We start from the raw sequence: 14578 nt of genomic DNA on the forward strand, positions 1-14578 counted from the left end.
TTTTTGGAAAAAGCGGCAATGGCACACCCGCTGCCAAGGCCTTAGCTACCCGGCCGACTGTTTGCCAAAGCTTCTGCCACCGCCCGCGCGACGGTGCATTCGACATCCTGCAACACCCCGGGAAGCAATACCTGAAGGCGCGCTTGCAGGCTTTGCTGCAAGGCCTCCTGAACAATCTGCTCCAGCGCCGGGGACAGCATTTGCATCACCCGGCCTACCAACTCTGCGTCGGACATCGCCGCCGGTTCAGGCTCCGGGCTGGCGTGCCATGTTTCAGACGTAGGGGTCAACGTAGGCTGTGAAATCGCAATGTCTGCCGGCAGCTCCGCCGGTTGAGGCTGCCTTACTACCTCGGTAAGTGTCGGCAAAAACCGTGGGGGGTGCTTGGGAGCTTGCATCATTCGGCCCCTTTCAACTTCAAGTCGTGGCGCTGAATCGCGTAGCCGCGTTGCACATAGTGTTTCCAGCGGATTCGGGCCGTAGCGCGGTCTTCCTCGTCCACCGACACTACTTCAATCACCCGCTCAAACTGGTCAAAGCCTGCAGGCACTTCCTGGGTCAAGTTCACCAAAATCCCGTGCTCCACCAAGCCGGGATGCACACGGGACGTCAACACCACGGGACACCGAAGAGACGCTGAGTCTCCGTTGTCCACACCATGCACCAAGAAGTCTGTTGGCGACGTGGCCCACAAGCTGGCATCCAGGTACTGCACTTGCGCTGGAACCGCGAGCACCGTCAAACGCGCACCCCGCCCCACCGCCTTTCGCAGCAAGCGCCCGACATATTCCAGCTTATTCGGGGCCCCGAAATGAAAGGCGATGTCGGTCACTTACCCGCAACCCGACTCAGCACAAAGTCCACCAACAATGGCACAGGTCGGCCGGTCGCACCCTTTGCCGCACCGCCCTTCCAGGCCGTGCCGGCGATGTCTAGGTGTGCCCAGTCAAATTTCTCGGTAAACCGCTGCAAAAACTTCGCCGCAGTAATGGCACCACCGGCGCGACCCGCGACGTTGGCAACATCCGCAAAATTAGTTTTCAAACCATCGGCGTAATCGTCATCCAAGGGCAATTTCCAGCACAAATCGCCGCTGGACTCACCTGCCTTAAACAGTGCATCCCCCAGCGCGGGCTTGCTGGCGAACAATCCGCTTCGCACACCGCCAAGAGCGACCATACAAGCACCGGTCAGGGTAGCAATGTCTACCACCGCATCAGGTTTGAAACGCTCCGCGTAGGTCAATGCGTCACACAGCACCAAGCGACCTTCTGCATCGGTGTTGAGGATCTCAATTGTCTGACCGCTCATGCTCGTGACCACATCGCCAGGCTTGACTGCCTTTCCATTGAGCAAGTTTTCGCAGGCAGGGATCAGGCCCACCACATTAATGGCCGGCTTGAGTTCTGCCAAGGCCCGGAAGGTCCCCAGCACACTGGCGGCCCCGGACATGTCGAACTTCATCTCGTCCATCTCTGCTGCAGGCTTGATGGAGATACCGCCGCTATCGAATGTGATGCCCTTGCCGACCAGCACCAGCGGTGCCTGCGCTTTAGCAGCGCCGGTATATTTCAAAACAATAAAGCGCAGAGGCTCGTCAGACCCTTGGGCTACCGCCATGAAAGAGCCCATTCCCAGCTTGGCCACCTCTTTCGGCCCCAACACTTCGCAAGTGACCTTGGCGAACTCCGCCAAGCTCTCCGCGGCCTGGCCCAGTAACGTGGGCGTTGCATAGTTGGCCGGGCGGTTGGCCCATTCTTTCGCAAACTCCACCCCCACCACAGTGCCTACAGCCACTGCAAAGGACGAAGCCACTTCGGAGGCATTGGTCGCGGCCACCAACACCTTTTGGAGCTGGCGCTCCTCAGGCTTGGATTTGGTGTGCGTGTACACATAGGTGGCGTCCGCCACAGCCAGCGGGACCGCACGAACAGCGTCTTCCCGGGCCGGGCCGGCAAAGCCCACCACGACTTTCTTGACATTGGCAGCCTTCAGGCTGGCAGCACAGGCCCCCACAGCGGAGCGGACTTGGCGAGCCGTACCCTCACCCACACCGGCCAGCAAGACCTTCACGGCATTGGCCTGCACAGGCCGGTGCAAGGCTAATACCGTACCTGGCTTGGCACTGAAATCACCCTGCTTCAGAGACTTGGCCACCAAAAGTGACAACTCATCCTTGCCGGGTTTGAAATCCTGGGCTACCAGCAGCACCAGGACATCCGCTTTTTCATTGGCCAAGGCCACGAGGTTCAGAGGCTTCAGTTCAAAGTTCATAATTCACGCTTTCGTTTCGCACAATGTTATTCCATTCCTCTATCCGCAAAGAGTTAGGCCGCAGTTTCGGGGCGACCCTGATCGTTCTCGTGACCGTCGTCATGACCATGACCTTGCTGCGCACGCTGGGCGAGGCGTCCCGCGGCACCTTTAACCCTGCCGACGTGCTCATCATCATGGGCTACACGGTGCTCTCTGACATGCCGACCATTCTGTCGATGAGTCTGTTCATCTCGGTACTCACCGTAGTGACCCGCATGTACCGTGACAGCGAGATGGTGATCTGGTTCGGCAGCGGGCGCGGGCTGCTCGGGCTTGTTGGACCACTGCTGCGCTTTGCCTGGCCGATTCTCGTGGTGGTGGTGGCACTGGCATTTGTCATCCTGCCTTGGTCATTCAGCAAAATTGAAGACCTGCGCGACAAATACGACAAACGCGGCGACATTGCGCGTATCGAGCCGGGGCAGTTCCAGGAGTCCGCCAATGGTGACCGGGTCTTTTTCATCGAGAAAGACAGCAAGGGGCAACAAACCGGCAAAAACGTCTTCATTTCTACCCAGGAAGGCAACAAGCAAACGATCACCAGCGCCCGCTCCGGGACCATCGAAGTGATGAATGGCGACAAGTTTCTGGTTCTGCAGGAAGGCCAGCGCCTGGAGCGCACCAACGGGAAAAATGACATGACGCTCAGCACTTTTGAGCGCTACGGTGCCCGGGTCGGCGCAGATGACAACTCCAGCCGTGACTACGCCCCCTCCAACGCCAAATCCACGCTCGAACTACTCCGAACCCCTAACCCGCAACACTTTGCAGAACTGGCATGGCGCGCCGGTCTGGCGCTTGCGGCCTTCAACCTGATTTGGATCGGACTGGCGGCGGCGGGGGCCAACCCACGGGCCGGCCGGAGCACCAACCTCATCTTTGCCTTCCTGGCCTTTGTGGTCTATTTCAACCTGCTGGTGCTGGGTAAAAACTGGGTGGAGAGCGGCAAAGCCGAGCTGCTGCCCCTGCTGCTGCAGTTGCACGGTGGTGTGTTGGTCTTGAGCATGGTGTGGCTGGCCAAGCGGCACAACCACTGGACTCTGCGCTTGCCCCGCCGCAAGGCTCGCATTCAAGGTTCCCGATGAAAACTCTCCGCAAACTGCTCTACGGCGAGGTCATCACCGCCGTCACGCTCGTCACGCTGGCCTTCATGGCCTTGTTTTTTTTCTTTGACGTGGTCGAAGAACTCCAACAAGTGAGCCGGTTGGGTGCCACAGGTTACCAGGTGCCCCAAGCTTTGATCTATGTGGCGCTCATGATTCCAGCCCATGTCTATGAGCTCTTTCCCATCACGGTATTGATTGGCACCATTTTTGTGATGGCCCGCCTGGCCCGCAGCTCCGAATTCACTATTTTACGCACCAGCGGCCTAGGGCCTTGGCGGGCTTTACGCACGCTCATGGTCTTGGGGCTGGGCTTTGTGTTGTTCACCTTTGCGGTGGGGGACTATGTGGCCCCGCTGGCCGACAAGACTGCGCAGCTCCTCAAATCGCGCTTTCAGGGCAAGATCAGCGTGGGGAAAACAGGCGCGTGGCTCAAGGAAAAGCAGGCCTACGGCAGCTTTTCCGTTAATGTGGGCTCGCTGGCACCCGACGCCACGCTCAAGGACATCCGCATCTATGAATTCGACAACCAAGGCTTTGTGGTCTCCCTGACCGATGCAACAACCGGCACGTTCGGCAGCGACGAATCCTGGACGCTAGCCAACGGCGAGCGCACCGAATTCAGCGCAGACAAAAACCAGGTCGCCAAGGTGGACCGGGTGGCGTTTGAAAGCTTCCGCTGGCCTACGCAAATCAGTGCCGAAATGGTGGCTGCCGCCGTTCTGCGGCCCGAGCGCATGGGCACGATTGACCTGTTCCAGTACATCCGCCACCTCAACGCCAACGGCCAGAGTGCGCAGAAATACGAAATCCAGTTCTGGAAGAAAGTGTTTTACCCGCTGAGCTGCCTGGTGATGGTGGTGCTCTCGCTGCCCTTTGCCTACCTGCACTTCCGATCCGGGGGAATTGCCAGCTACACCTTCGGCGGCGTGATGGCAGGCATCAGCTTCGTGCTGCTCAACAACGTGCTCAATGACCTTGGAAACCTGCAGGGTTGGCAGCCTTGGATCACCGCCGCTCTGCCCGGCATGATCTACTCCTTCTTTTCTCTTGCCGCCTTTACCTGGCTCGTACTCCGACGATGACAAGCTCCGCCCCCCGCCACGCCATTGTGTTGTTTGCCCACGGTTCCCGCGACCCTCTCTGGCACAAGCCCATGGAGGCCGTGGCAGCACGCATTCGCAGCCAGTCGGCTGAGGTCGAGGTGGCCTGCGCCTACCTCGAGCTCAGTCAACCTGATTTGCCGCACACCGTGGCCCAACTGGTTGCAGCCGGTACCGGCAGCATCACCATCGTCCCGATGTTTCTGGGCGTGGGCCGCCATGCCCGCGAAGACTTGCCAGAACTCGTGGCCCAGCTGCGCAGCACCCACCCGGAGGTGAACTTTGTGCTCCAAAAGGCGGTGGGAGAAGACGAGCGCCTGGTGCACATGCTGGCCGCTATAGCGCTGGACCCCACCGAGGCATAGACCCCTGAGGCATAATGAATTCCATCTTTAGCTGGAATTCGATATGAACCTTCACCAATTCCGCTTCGTGCAGGAAGCCGCCCGCCGCAACCTCAACCTGACGGAAGCGGCCAAGGCACTGCACACCTCGCAACCGGGCGTGTCCAAGGCCATCATTGAGCTGGAAGAAGAGCTGGGCATCGACATCTTTGCCCGTCACGGCAAGCGCCTCAAGCGCATCACCGAGCCGGGCCAGCATGTGCTCAAAAGCATCGAGCTGATTTTGCGGGAGGTCAACAACCTCAAGCGCATCGGCGAGCAGTACAGCTCTCAGGACAGCGGCACCCTGTCCATTGCCACCACCCACACCCAGGCACGCTATGTGCTGCCTGAAAAAGTGGCCCAGCTGCGCACCGCGTTTCCCAAGGTCAACGTCAGCCTGCACCAGGGCGCACCCGACCAAGTGGCCCGCATGTTGATTGACGATGTGGCGGAAATCGGCATCGCCACCGAATCGCTCTCCAACTACAGTGAGCTGGTCACCCTGCCTTGCTACGAGTGGCAACACGTGCTGGTCTTGCCGGCAGACCACCCGCTGGCCCAGAAAGAGCGCGTCACGCTCGAGGATGTGGCAGCCGAGCCGCTCATCACCTACCACCCCTCGTTCACCGGCCGCACCAAGATCGACCAGGCCTTTGAGGCCCGAAAGCTCGAACCCCGCATCTCGCTGGAAGCCATTGACTCCGATGTGATCAAGACCTACGTGCGCCTGGGCCTGGGCATCGGCATTGCCGCCGAAATGGCGGTCACCGATGTCGTCGAGGACATGGAAAAGAACGGCGCCCGGGGCGGCTTGGTAGTGCGCCCCGCGGGCTACCTGTTCGGTCAGAACGTGACCCGTGTCGCCTTCAAACGCAGCGCCTACCTGCGAAACTTTGTGTTTACCTTTGCCGAATTTTTAAGCAGCCGCCTCAACCGCGCCCTGATTGCCAAGGCCATGGAAGGCCATGTTAACGACTACGAGCTATGACTCCCGCACACACCCCCACCCTCACCTCCCGCCTGCCGAATGTGGGCACCACGATTTTTACGGTCATGTCGGCCTTGGCCGCAGAGCACAAGGCGGTGAACCTGGGCCAAGGCTTCCCCGACTTTGCCTGTGACCCGGCGCTGGTGGACGCCGTGACCGCCGCCATGCAAGCCGGCCACAACCAGTACCCGCCCATGACCGGCGTGCCGGTGCTGCGCCAAGCCGTGGCTGCCAAGATTGCGGCGCTGCATGGCAAGCAGTACGACGCGGACCGCGAGATCACCATCACGGCCGGTGCTACGCAAGCCATCATTACTGCCATCCTGGCGGTGGTGCACCCGGGTGACGAGGTCATCGTGCTGGAGCCCTGTTACGACAGCTATGTGCCCAATATCGAGCTGGCCGGCGGCGTCGTGGTGCGGGTTCCGCTCACGCCGGGCACCTTCCGGCCCGACTTTGCCAAGATCAGCGCGGCCATCACGCCTAAGACCCGCGCCATTCTGATCAACACCCCGCACAACCCCAGCGCCACCGTGTGGAGCCGCGCCGACATGCTGGCCTTGCAAGACCTGCTGGCGCCCACCGACGTGCTGCTTATCAGCGACGAGGTTTATGAACACATGGTGTTTGACGGCCAGCAGCACGAAAGCGCCTCCCGCTACCCCGGCCTGGCAGCACGGGCGTTTGTGGTGTCGAGCTTCGGCAAAACTTTTCATGTGACCGGCTGGAAAGTCGGCACGGTGGCAGCCCCCGCCGCGCTGACGGCCGAGTTCCGCAAGGTGCACCAGTTCAATGTGTTCACCGTCAACACGCCGGTCCAGCACGCGCTGGCCGCCTACCTTGCCGACCCGGCGCCCTACCTCAACCTGCCCGCCTTTTACAGCGCCAAGCGGGACCTGTTTCGCGCCGGGCTCGCCGGCACGCGCTTCAAGCTCTTGCCCAGCCAGGGAAGCTACTTTCAGTGCGTGGACATTTCCGAGGTGAGCGACCTCGGTGAGGCGGACTTTTGCCAATGGCTCACCCGCGAGGTGGGCGTGGCGGCCATACCGCTGTCCGCTTTTTATGGCAATGGTTTTGACCAGCGGGTCGTGCGCTTTTGCTTTGCCAAGCAAGACAACACCCTGCACAGCGCACTGGAGCGACTCAAGACCCTGTAAGAATTGCTATTCTTTTAGTAGCTAGCTGCGCAATATTCATAAGGGCTGGAGGCTGTTTTATGCATAAATTGCCACTCACTCGTTCGCTCCGCATCCTGGCAAGCGGCGGATCAGCCGCCCGCAGCGGGGGCATCGCTCTGGCCCTGTGGGTGTGCATGGTGGGCGCGGCACTTGCGCAAGCCACCGCGCTGCGGATCGAAACCGTAGCCTCCGGTTTGGAGCACCCCTGGGCGCTGGCTTTTCTGCCGGATGGCAAATTTCTGGTCACCGAGCGACCCGGGCGCCTGCGCACCATCAGTGCCACAGGCCAAGTCAGTGCGCCCTTAAGCGGGCTCCCTCCGGTTGAAGCCCGCGGCCAGGGCGGCCTGCTCGATGTGCTGCTGGACAGCGCCTTTGCCACCAACCGCCAGCTCTACCTCTGCTATGCCGAGCCGGGCGAAGGCGGCAACAGCACCGCCATGGCACGGGCCACCTTGAGCCCCGATAGCACCCGCCTGTTGGACTTGAAGGTGTTGTTCAGTCAGAAGCCCAAAGTCAACAGCAACGGGCATTTCGGTTGCCGCATGACCGAGGGCCAGCGCGACGGCCAACCCGACGGCACCCTGTTTCTCGCCTTGGGTGAGCGCTTCAGCCGCAAAGACGATGCCCAGACCCTCGGCAACCACCATGGCAAGGTTATCCGCATCCACAAAGACGGCACGGTACCCGCCGACAACCCTTTTGCCACCGCTGCCGCCCAGGCCAGCGGCGCGCTACCCGAAATCTGGAGCCTGGGCCACCGCAACCCCCAAGGCATGGTGATAGCCCCTAACGGCACCCTGTGGGAGTTGGAGCACGGCCCCCAAGGCGGCGACGAAATCAACACGGTGCAGAGCGGGCGCAACTACGGCTGGCCGGTCATCACCTATGGCGAAAACTACGGCGGCGGCAAGATTGGTGCGGGCATCACCGCCCAAGCGGGTCTGGAGCAGCCGGTGCACTATTGGACGCCCTCTATCGCCCCCTCCGGCATGGCCTTTGTCAGCAGCACACGCTACGGCCCCGCGTGGTCGGGAAATCTGGTGGTGGGTTCGCTCAAATTCGGCTACCTGGCCCGCCTGGAACTCAGCGAGCCCTTTGGCGGCCGGGTCGTGCGCGAAACCCGGCATCTGCAAGACCTGGGCGAGCGGGTGCGCGATGTCCGCCAGGGACCTGACGGCTGGCTGTACCTGCTGACGGATGCCCCGCGCGGCCGCTTGCTGCGCGTTTTGCCTGACTAGGCCCGGGGAGCGCTTCACCGATTTGTCATCTGAGTTGTCTGTAATGCGCCCTTCGTTGGAGAAGAACTATGCAGCTACTCAAAACCGACAAAGGGCGGACGGAATTGCAGTTAGGTAACCGCACGCTGGGCCAGCGTGAGCGCGCCCTGCTCATCCTCGCCGATGGCAGAAACACCGTCGACGGGGTCAACCATCTCTTTGGCGGTGAGGCCATGCGCCTGGCTCTGCACCTGATGCAGAGCGGCTACCTGGTGGTGCCGCAGGCGCCGACCGCCCGGGCCGCGCAGGCAAGCCCGCCAGCGGCGCCCGCACGACCCGCGGTGACAAGGCCTGCGACGCGCCCCGCGCCGATCGCTCCAGAGGTGCCGCCGCCAGCGGTAGCCGCAGACAACTTTGAAGGCAAACGCTCGCTGGCGACCACCCGCATGTTTTTGTTCGACATTTGCGAGCGCATGTTTGCCCGCCGGGACCCGGCGCATGCCGACGCTTTCCGTCAAGCGCTGCGCAACGCGAAAGACCGCGAAGCCATGCTCGCCGCCGCGCGCGACATGATCAGCGCCATTGAAGCCATCGCCGGGCATGAACGCGCTGACTCCATCAGTGAGCGCATTGCCATGCTGCTGCCGCCGGAGACCTGAGCCCCGGGAGAGCAAGGAAGGGGAAAGGCTGAATCAGCTCTGGATTTGTGCCCAGGCCTTGTCCAGCCGCTTCACACTCACCGGTTGGGGCGTGCGCAGCTCTTGGGCAAAAAAGCTCACGCGCAGCTCTTCGAGCAACCAGCGGAACTCTTGCATGCGCTCGTCTTGCGCGCCCTTGCGCTCCGCCACCAAACGCCAGTAGCGCTGATCTTGCGGGCGCAATTCGGCCAGGCGGGCGGCGTCGCGGGCTGGGTCGGCGCGGTACTTGTCCAGCCGCAGGGTGATGGCCTTGAGGTAGCGGGCCAGGTGCTGCAGCCGGTCCCAGGGCGTAGCCTGCAAAAACCGCTTGGGGATCAGGCGGTTGATCTGCTGTGCCGCATCGGCCACCGCGTCGGGGGCGTTTTTGGTGTCTTTGATCTTGCGGGCGGCGGTGGCGTATTCCAGCAGCACGGTACCGGCCAGACGGGCCACTTCGTTGGCGATCAGGGTCAGGCGCCCTCGCCCTTCATCGATACGGCGCTTGAAGGCAAACTCGTCAGTGGGCAGCGGGTCGAGCAGGAAGGCGCGGTCCAGTGCCACCGCAATAATTTGCTCGCGCAGCTCTTCGACTGTGCCGCCGGTGGCGGTTTTGCCGCCTTCCAGGGTGCCCACTTGCATGTAGGCCACGGCCATTTTTTGCAGGTCGGGGATGTTTTTTTCCAAGTATTTCAGCGCGTCCTTGATCTGGATGGCAAACAGGCGGCGCAGGCCGGCGCGGTGTTTGGCGGCGGCGACTTCGGGTTCGTCAAACACTTCGACGGTGACGGCGTCGCCCGCGTCGATGAGTGCGGGGAAGCCGATGAGTGTTTGGCCGCCTTTGCGGATTTCCAGCAGTTCGGGTAGTTCGCCAAAGGTCCAGGCGGTGAAGCGGCCGTCGAGAATGCTGGCGGTGCTGCTTTTGCCCTGAGCGCTATTTGCTACTGTTTTTGTAGCTGCTTGCGTAGTGTTGGCGGGGGCTGAGCGCTGGTTCGACCGGGCGCTCTGCTCCGTGTCCCCCGCCCGCTGCGCGGGCTCCTCCTTGACCTGCGCAGAACGCCCGGTCGCACCAGCTCCCGGCGATGAGCCACTGTCTTGGCTCGCCGCCTGGTTTTGCTGCAATTTCAGACTCGCCAGCGCCTGAAAGGCCCCGCGCGCTTGGCTGCCCAGCTCGGCCTTCAATGCACCCAGGTTTCGGCCGTGGCCGAGTTGGCGGCCGTGCTCGTCCACCACGCGGAAGTTCATGAAGAAGTGCGGGCTGAGCATGTCGACTTTGATGTCGGCTTTGACAATGTCCAGGCTGGTCGCATCGCGCACCAGTTTCAGCACGGCTTCTACCAGGCCGCCGCTGCCAAACTTCTCGGGCGCGTTCAGCGCTTCGGCAAACTTGCTGGCGGTGTCGGGCAGCGGCACTAGGCGGCTGCGGGGGCGTTGGTGCAGAGTCTTGAGCAAGGCCTGCACTTTGTCTTTCAGCATGCCGGGCACCAGCCATTCGCAGCGTTCGTCGTTCACCTGGTTCAGCACAAACAGCGGCACGGTCACGGTCAGGCCGTCGCGTGCATCGCCGGGTTCGTGCAGATAGGTAGCGGCACAGTCCACACCGCCCAAGCGAATGGTCTTGGGGAAGGACGCGGTGGTGATGCCCGCCGCCTCGTGGCGCATGAGTTCTTCGCGGGTGAGCTTCAGCAGGTCGGGCTGTTTTTTGACTTCTTCGCGGTACCAGCGCTCAAAGCTGTAGCCACTGCACACATCGGCGGGCAGCTGCTGGTCGTAGAAGGCGTAGATCAGTTCGTCGTCCACCAGCACGTCCTGGCGGCGCGCCTTGTGTTCCAGGTCTTCTACTTGCTTGATGAGCTTTTGGTTGGCGGCCAGAAACGGCAGCGTGGTTTCCCACTCTTTGCCCACCAGCGCTTCGCGAATGAATATTTCGCGGGCTCCGTGCATATCCACGCGCCCGTAGTTCACCTTGCGCCCGCTGTAGACCACGATGCCATACAGCGTAGCCCGCTCCAGCGCCACCACTTCAGCCGCCTTCTTTTCCCAGTGCGGATCGAGCAGCTGTTTCTTGAGCAAATGCCCGCCGACCGTTTCAAGCCATTGCGGCTCGATCGCCGCAATGCCACGGCCGAACAGGCGCGTGGTTTCCACCAGCTCGCTGGCCACAATCCACTTGCCCGGCTTCTTGGTCAGGTGGGCGCCGGGGTGGGCAAAGAACTTGATGCTGCGCGCGCCCAGGTATTCGCCGTTTTGGCCTTCTTCGAGTTTGCAGCCGATGTTGCCTAGCAGGCCCGAGAGCATGGAGAGGTGCAGCTGCTCGTAGCTGGCGGGCTTGGTGTTCAAGCGCCATTTGTGTTCGGCCACCACGGTGTGGAGTTGCGAGTAGATGTCTTTCCACTCGCGCACGCGGCGCATGTTGACGAAGTTCTGGCGCAGGAGTTGTTCGTATTGGCGGTTGGTAAGTTTGTGGGTTGCTGCTTGGGCATTGCCTTGGGCGCGCGCTGGGAGTTGGGGCATCCGGCCGCTCTGCTCCGTGTCCCCCGCCCGCTTTGCGGGCTCCTCCTTGACCTGCGCAGAACGGCCGGACGCCCCAACTCCCGCCTTAGCCTCGTGCGTGCCACCTCTTGCATCGTGAATCCACTTCCATAGCTTCAGGTAGCCGGTGAACTCGCTCTTCTCATCGTCAAACTTCTGGTGCGCGGCATCGGCTTGCTGTTGGGCCTCCATGGGGCGGTCGCGCACGTCTTGCACGCTCAAGGCGCTGGCAATTACCAGCGCCTCATCTAGCGCCTCGCGGCTGCGCGCCTCCAGCAGCATGCGGCCCACGCGCGGATCCAGCGGCAGGCGGCTGAGTTCGGTGCCCAGTGGGGTTAGCTCATTCGCATCGTCCACCGCGCCCAGCTCGTTGAGCAGCTGGTAGCCATCGGCAATCGCGCGGCCGCTCGGGCGCTCCAGGAACGGAAAGTCTTCGACGATGCCCAAATGCAGCGACTTCATGCGCAGGATGACGCCCGCCAGCGAGCTGCGCAAAATTTCCGGGTCGGTAAACCTTGGTCGCCCGTCAAAGTCTTTCTGGTCATACAGGCGAATACAGATACCGTTGGCCACGCGGCCGCAGCGGCCGGCGCGCTGGTTGGCCGAGCTTTGGCTGATGGGCTCCACCAGCAGCTGCTCCACCTTGCTACGGAAACTGTAGCGCTTGATGCGCGCTGTACCTGCGTCAATGACGTAGCGTGTACCCGGCACCGTGAGCGATGTTTCGGCCACGTTGGTGGCCAGCACAATGCGTCGGCCGGTGTGCCCGTCAAAAATACGGTCCTGCTCGGCGGGGCTCAGGCGGGCGAACAGGGGCAGCACTTCGGCACCTCGCATCACCGGCTGGTGGCTCAGGTGCTTGCGCAAATGGTCCGCGGCCTCGCGGATTTCGCGCTCGCCGGGTAGGAACACCAAAATATCGCCTTGGTTGTGCGGGTCGCGCCACAGTTCGTCCACACCATCGGCAATCGCGTTGTTCAAGTCGTATTCACGGCTTTCTTCAAACGGGCGGTAGCGCTGCTCCACCGGGAACATGCGCCCCGACACCATGATGACCGGCGCAGGGCCTTTGCTGGATTTAAAGTGGTCCGCAAAGCGCTGCGCGTCGATCGTGGCCGAGGTGACGATGATCTTGAGGTCAGGCCGGCGCGGCAGTATCTGGCGCAGGTAGCCCAGCAGAAAGTCGATGTTGAGGCTGCGCTCATGCGCCTCGTCGATGATGATGGTGTCGTAGGCCTTGAGCAGCGGGTCGGTCTGCGTTTCGGCCAGCAAAATACCGTCGGTCATCAGCTTGACCGAGGCGTCTTTGCCCAGCCGGTCGTTGAACCGCACCTTGTAGCCCACCACATCGCCCAGCGGCGTTTTCAGCTCCTCGGCAATGCGCTTGGCCACACTGCTGGCCGCAATACGGCGCGGCTGGGTGTGGCCGATGAGCTTGCCGCGCTCGCCTTCAGGGTAGTTGAGCTTGCCGCGGCCCATGGCCAGAGCGATTTTGGGTAGCTGCGTGGTCTTGCCCGAACCGGTCTCGCCGCAAACGATAACGACCTGGTGCGCCGCAATGGCGTCCATGATTTCTTGCCGCTTGCCCGATACAGGCAGGGTCTCAGGAAACTCGATGTGCAGGCGCGGAGAAGCTGGGGAAGAGGTAGAAGACATTGGGTGCAATTATCCCGGCTGGCGGCCTGATGGCCGCCGGGGCGGGTTTTATGCATTAAATCTGACTCTAGCCCTCGTGGAATAAACGCGAGCAGCTATGGTATTTGTAGTGCTTATGAAGTGATCGAGAGCCGACGTTTGAATTCAGTGGCTTGCCGTAGGCACGTCCACTTGAAGAAATATATCGGCCTCGGGGCGCCTACCGGTACGCAATGTAGAAGGGAAGTGCGGCAATGCACAAAGGTGCAATGATCTTGAGCAGTGTTGTCTCGTACCCGGGACCACATACTCGAACGTATAGCGTGAAGGACAGAATTGGCCACATGGCAAAGAGCACGACCAGCCCGCCGCTTCTGGCGGCCTGTACGCCGATGCTCGCTGGCGAAAGCAGGATCAGCACGGCAAACAACAGCGAATTGGTGGCCCCAGCCAGAAAGATTCGACCCTCAATGGACTTTGCAACCTGCGCCCTGAGGAACTCTCCAACTGGCCGACTGGCCCAGCCTTCCGCGAGTGGACCCGCGCTGAGACCACCCTGCGATAGCTGCTTGCCACGCCAAAGAGTTCGGGCAAAGAACACCAGCAGACCGACCATAAAAAGCATTAGAGCGATTCCCCTCCAGTCTTGTGCTTGCGCCGCAAAATAGAAGCCCAGCAGGTTGATGCCGAGCAGAGGCAAGATGCAGAGGAAGCCCAACGTGCGCATGTTCAGCGGGATCTAACGTTGGCGCTGCCCCGCACGCAACCTGTGTCGCGAAGCGGCTGCCTTCGGTTGCGTGTCCGTGCCGAGCGCAATGTTAGAAAACATACTTGGCATTCTTGTTTTGTCGCCCCGTCAAACTGTGCGGTCTGCGATAAGGTTAATCCGAGGCCACTTTGACAAAAAGCGAACAGCCACTATGTCTCTGGGCCGAAAACCGTAACTCATCAATTGCCTACCGCGGTACATCAAGGCATTTCCGCCGGAGCGCGTGGCCGAAAATTCATACGACACGACGAACATCTTGCCGCCGCGAGTGTTGCCCAACTCCACGGCGCTAACCACCCTGCCCCGGGTAGTTGTGCCGCGACGCTCTAGCATGAATTCAGCTAAATAGCGGTAGACAAGCCATCCCACCAAAGCGAAACCCGCAATGGCGGCAGCAGATCTAACGAAGGGCAGGAGTAGGAGTTCCATACGGGCCTTTGAAATGCTATCTAACGTAATGTATGGAGCAAAACGTGCTCGATAAAACTGGGACTGCTCGATATTCTGGACATGCAAAACTCCTGAAACCCTTGCCTGACATGGCTTGCGCGGGATAGATCAAGAATTTATAGCGGTATAAAAATTCCGACAAACACCGCAATCCCATGCAACGAGTGTAGACGCGTATGACCGCACCACCCATCAACCAAAAGGGGGGATTCCGCCCTCCACCGTCG

The 14578-nt window shown here is 61.2% G+C and carries 12 protein-coding genes; 7 read left to right on the forward strand and 5 right to left on the reverse strand.

What is annotated here, in order from left to right; genetic code table 11:
* Positions 1-41: 41 nt before the first annotated feature.
* Genes QZW03_RS14530 through QZW03_RS14540 form a run of 3 tightly spaced genes read right to left on the reverse strand, consistent with a single transcriptional unit; the run spans position 42 to position 2274 of the window.
* Positions 42-401: a hypothetical protein gene (locus tag QZW03_RS14530; RefSeq protein WP_296510731.1), complete on the reverse strand. Its 360-nt coding sequence runs from the start codon at positions 399-401 to the stop codon at positions 42-44.
* Positions 398-832 carry a DNA polymerase III subunit chi gene (locus tag QZW03_RS14535; RefSeq protein ID WP_296510732.1) on the reverse strand — a complete coding sequence of 145 codons (435 nt, stop codon included), beginning with the start codon at positions 830-832 and terminating at the stop codon, positions 398-400. Before QZW03_RS14535 ends, QZW03_RS14530 begins: the two co-directional genes overlap by 4 nt.
* Positions 829-2274, reverse strand: coding sequence for a leucyl aminopeptidase (locus tag QZW03_RS14540; RefSeq protein ID WP_296510733.1), 1446 nt, complete (start codon positions 2272-2274; stop codon positions 829-831). Before QZW03_RS14540 ends, QZW03_RS14535 begins: the two co-directional genes overlap by 4 nt.
* 23 nt (positions 2275-2297) lie before the next feature.
* Here QZW03_RS14540 and lptF point away from each other — a divergent pair, with 23 nt between their 5' ends.
* The 7 genes from lptF to QZW03_RS14575 all read left to right on the forward strand — a co-directional run bounded on the left by lptF (position 2298) and on the right by QZW03_RS14575 (position 8950).
* Entirely contained in the window at positions 2298-3401 is a 1104-nt protein-coding gene (gene lptF / locus QZW03_RS14545) for an LPS export ABC transporter permease LptF (protein WP_296510734.1), read from the forward strand.
* On the forward strand, positions 3398-4504 hold the full coding sequence (gene lptG, locus QZW03_RS14550; protein ID WP_296510735.1) for an LPS export ABC transporter permease LptG: 1107 nt from the start codon (positions 3398-3400) through the stop codon (positions 4502-4504). Before lptF ends, lptG begins: the two co-directional genes overlap by 4 nt.
* Entirely contained in the window at positions 4501-4887 is a 387-nt protein-coding gene (locus QZW03_RS14555) for a CbiX/SirB N-terminal domain-containing protein (RefSeq protein ID WP_296510736.1), read from the forward strand. Before lptG ends, QZW03_RS14555 begins: the two co-directional genes overlap by 4 nt.
* A gap of 43 nt (positions 4888-4930) precedes the next feature.
* Positions 4931-5896, forward strand: a complete 966-nt coding sequence (locus tag QZW03_RS14560; RefSeq protein ID WP_296510737.1) for a CysB family HTH-type transcriptional regulator — start codon at positions 4931-4933, stop codon at positions 5894-5896.
* A complete protein-coding gene (locus QZW03_RS14565; protein ID WP_296510738.1) occupies positions 5893-7053 on the forward strand; it encodes a pyridoxal phosphate-dependent aminotransferase in 1161 nt (386 codons plus the stop codon). The genes QZW03_RS14560 and QZW03_RS14565 overlap by 4 nt, the downstream gene beginning before the upstream one ends.
* A 155-nt stretch (positions 7054-7208) precedes the next feature.
* Complete coding sequence (locus QZW03_RS14570; protein ID WP_296510758.1) at positions 7209-8312, forward strand: PQQ-dependent sugar dehydrogenase; 1104 nt, start codon at positions 7209-7211, stop codon at positions 8310-8312.
* Positions 8313-8380: 68 nt separating this feature from the next.
* Positions 8381-8950: a hypothetical protein gene (locus QZW03_RS14575; RefSeq protein ID WP_296510739.1), complete on the forward strand. Its 570-nt coding sequence runs from the start codon at positions 8381-8383 to the stop codon at positions 8948-8950.
* A gap of 33 nt (positions 8951-8983) precedes the next feature.
* Here the strand turns inward: QZW03_RS14575 and hrpA are convergent, their stop codons facing one another.
* Positions 8984-13153 (reverse strand): ATP-dependent RNA helicase HrpA, encoded by a 4170-nt coding sequence (hrpA, locus tag QZW03_RS14580; protein ID WP_296510740.1) that lies wholly within the window; start codon positions 13151-13153, stop codon positions 8984-8986.
* Positions 13154-13352: 199 nt separating this feature from the next.
* The gene (locus QZW03_RS14585) at positions 13353-13859 is read right to left on the reverse strand and encodes a hypothetical protein (RefSeq protein ID WP_296510741.1); all 507 of its coding nucleotides are present in this window, start codon (positions 13857-13859) and stop codon (positions 13353-13355) included.
* Between the last annotated feature and the right edge of the window lie 719 nt (positions 13860-14578).

Source organism: Rhodoferax sp., from assembly GCF_013297935.1.
GTDB lineage: Bacteria > Pseudomonadota > Gammaproteobacteria > Burkholderiales > Burkholderiaceae_C > Allorhodoferax.

What these genes read in the sequence shown, in the direction of transcription:
- QZW03_RS14530 (WP_296510731.1), bottom strand. Translation starts at nt 401, where the DNA reads ATGATGCAAGCTCCCAAGCACCCCCCACGGTTTTTGCCGACACTTACC.
- QZW03_RS14540 (WP_296510733.1), bottom strand. Translation starts at nt 2,274, where the DNA reads ATGAACTTTGAACTGAAGCCTCTGAACCTCGTGGCCTTGGCCAATGAA.
- lptF (WP_296510734.1), top strand. Translation starts at nt 2,298, where the DNA reads ATGTTATTCCATTCCTCTATCCGCAAAGAGTTAGGCCGCAGTTTCGGG.
- lptG (WP_296510735.1), top strand. Translation starts at nt 3,398, where the DNA reads ATGAAAACTCTCCGCAAACTGCTCTACGGCGAGGTCATCACCGCCGTC.
- QZW03_RS14555 (WP_296510736.1), top strand. Translation starts at nt 4,501, where the DNA reads ATGACAAGCTCCGCCCCCCGCCACGCCATTGTGTTGTTTGCCCACGGT.
- QZW03_RS14560 (WP_296510737.1), top strand. Translation starts at nt 4,931, where the DNA reads ATGAACCTTCACCAATTCCGCTTCGTGCAGGAAGCCGCCCGCCGCAAC.
- QZW03_RS14565 (WP_296510738.1), top strand. Translation starts at nt 5,893, where the DNA reads ATGACTCCCGCACACACCCCCACCCTCACCTCCCGCCTGCCGAATGTG.
- QZW03_RS14570 (WP_296510758.1), top strand. Translation starts at nt 7,209, where the DNA reads ATGGTGGGCGCGGCACTTGCGCAAGCCACCGCGCTGCGGATCGAAACC.
- QZW03_RS14575 (WP_296510739.1), top strand. Translation starts at nt 8,381, where the DNA reads ATGCAGCTACTCAAAACCGACAAAGGGCGGACGGAATTGCAGTTAGGT.
- hrpA (WP_296510740.1), bottom strand. Translation starts at nt 13,153, where the DNA reads ATGTCTTCTACCTCTTCCCCAGCTTCTCCGCGCCTGCACATCGAGTTT.
- QZW03_RS14585 (WP_296510741.1), bottom strand. Translation starts at nt 13,859, where the DNA reads ATGCGCACGTTGGGCTTCCTCTGCATCTTGCCTCTGCTCGGCATCAAC.